Source organism: Limnofasciculus baicalensis BBK-W-15 (genome assembly GCF_024178385.1).
In the GTDB taxonomy this organism is placed as follows: Bacteria; Cyanobacteriota; Cyanobacteriia; order Cyanobacteriales; family Coleofasciculaceae; genus Limnofasciculus; species Limnofasciculus baicalensis.
Map to the genome: position 1 here is coordinate 1 of NZ_JAMZMM010000628.1, position 2,030 is coordinate 2,030.

General features: G+C 45.4%; 3 protein-coding genes and 1 other RNA gene. All 4 read left to right on the forward strand.

What is annotated here, in order from left to right; genetic code table 11:
• Nucleotide 1: 1 nt before the first annotated feature.
• The 4 genes from NJ959_RS28925 (at nt 2) to NJ959_RS28940 (ending at nt 1,827) form a co-directional block, all read left to right on the forward strand.
• Nucleotides 2–364 (forward strand): NINE protein, encoded by a 363-nt coding sequence (locus NJ959_RS28925; protein WP_254015214.1) that lies wholly within the window; start codon nt 2–4, stop codon nt 362–364.
• 70 nt (nt 365–434) lie between these two features.
• Nucleotides 435–947 carry a helix-hairpin-helix domain-containing protein gene (locus NJ959_RS28930; protein WP_254015215.1) on the forward strand — a complete coding sequence of 171 codons (513 nt, stop codon included), beginning with the start codon at nt 435–437 and terminating at the stop codon, nt 945–947.
• A gap of 234 nt (nt 948–1,181) precedes the next feature.
• Nucleotides 1,182–1,278, forward strand: an RNA gene (gene ffs / locus NJ959_RS28935) — signal recognition particle sRNA small type.
• Nucleotides 1,279–1,458: 180 nt separating this feature from the next.
• Nucleotides 1,459–1,827 carry a phasin family protein gene (locus NJ959_RS28940; RefSeq protein WP_254015216.1) on the forward strand — a complete coding sequence of 123 codons (369 nt, stop codon included), beginning with the start codon at nt 1,459–1,461 and terminating at the stop codon, nt 1,825–1,827.
• The last annotated feature ends 203 nt before the right edge of the window (nt 1,828–2,030 follow it).

Consider the following 2,030-nt stretch of genomic DNA (forward strand, 5'->3'; position numbering starts at 1 on the left):
ACTGGCATTCAGTGGGGTGATAATACCAATTGCGGGACTCCACAAGTTTTATCTGGGGCAACCTTGGTGGGGAGTTTTATATTTACTTCTTTCCTGGACACCGATTCCCCGTATTGCCAGTGGAATTGAAGGCGCTTGGTATCTTCTGCAAAACCCAGAAGAGTTTGAGCAGAATTTTAACTTGAACTTGGGTGCGATGGCTAATGCCTCGTCAACCATAAATCAATCGCCTCCAGTGGATGCTGCCCAAATAAGCGCAATCGCCGATGCACTCCGACAACTCGACAGTTTACGTCAGGAAGGGCTAATGTCAGAATATGAATTTGAGCAAAAACGCCGCCAATTATTAGATCGCATTGCCTGAGTTTGAAATAGGTGATTTTTAAGTTGCCAAATCAAAACTTCTATTCCCCACTCCCCACTCCCCATTCCCTGTGAATCCAAATTGGCAAGCTATTCGGGTAAAGATTCAGAACGATCCTTATTATCGGCTGGAATCAGCACAGGAAATTGCGATCGCAGCCGAATTGGGTATTAAAATTGATGTTAATCAAGCTAGTGTCGATGACTGGTTAAGACTTCCAGGCATATCGATTCATCAAGCGCGATGCCTGGTTGAATTAACCCAGAGCGGGTTACAATTTTACTGTTTGGAAGACATTGCCGCTGCTCTGAGCGTACCCCTTCAACGACTAATTCCCTTAAAACCAATTTTACAGTTCTGTTACTACGATCCTGAGAGTCCAGCAACTCCTATACCAATTAACCCTAATATTGCCTCAGTGGAAGAATTAGCGAAAATTCCGATAGTGGACTTATTTCTGGCAAGAGCGATCGCGCAAAATCGTCAGAATTTGGGAAAATATCGTAATCTGGCAGATTTTCAGCGCCGCCTAGCCCTAACTCCACAACTTACATCGGAACTTATGTACTATCTACGGTTTTGATGATGAATTTGACCCCTCCCCCAACCCCTCTCCTGCAAGGAGAGGGGAGTAAGATTTCCGGCTACCCTCTCCTTCATAGGGGAGTAAGATTTCTGGCTCCCCTTTAAGAGCAAGGAAACGAAAGTAAAATTTCCGGCTCCCCCTTCCCTTGCTCTTAAGGGGGCTGGGGGGTTAGGTTTTTCCACTTGTTTAAACTAGTGTCCATTTCAAACCAAACGTGCTATAATGGGAATTGACTCGGATTCATGCGATCTCAACGCCCAAATCTTGTCAGGACCGGAAGGTAGCAGCAATACGGGATGCTTGTGATAGGCGTGGACTCCGGGTCTTTTAGCTATTAGCACCTAAAAACCCACTCTCCCCTAAGAGTTCTGAGTTTTTAGTTCTCAGTTTTGAATTAAAATAGACATCGCCCCGCTACGCTCTCCAAAACTCAAAACTTAAAACGGACTTCGTCCCGCTGCGCTAACAAAACTTAAAACTCTCTTCCCCATTTCCCTAAGAATTATCTATGGCTGGTTTTGGAAATCTCGTACAAAAAGCATTTTACCTCGGTGTTGGTTTAGCCTCCTACGCCACCGAGAAAGCTGGCGGAACATTATCAGAATTGCAATCTCAAGCGCAAAGGCTGGCAGATGAGCTTGTGGCGCGGGGCGAGATGACAACTGAAGAAGCCCGTAAAATGGTTGATGATATGGTGAAACAGGCACAACAGCAACCACCTCAACCATTAAAAAACGAACCAGCAGCAGAGCCACGTCGGATTGAGATTGTCTCGGAAGATGAAGAGCCAAATCGCACTGAGCCTGATAATGTCGAAGCAATGCGAAAGCAAGTACAAGCAATGCAAGAAGAATTGCGTCGGTTGAAGAGGGAGTAGGGAGTAGGGAGTAGGGAGTAGGGAGTAGGGAATTAAACATTAGCAATCCATCCCCCCATTTCATATAAAAGTTTTCAATTAAAACTCTATACCCTCTCCCCCCATGCCGCAGCAGATGGACTACCAAATTCTGGTTATACAACACACCCTTACCCCTAAAAGCTTCAACCCTACATCCAAGTTTACCCATCCACTTATCCTCA

Coding starts and splice junctions, on each gene's coding strand:
- NJ959_RS28940 (WP_254015216.1), top strand. CDS start 1,459: ATGGCTGGTTTTGGAAATCTCGTACAAAAAGCATTTTACCTCGGTGTT.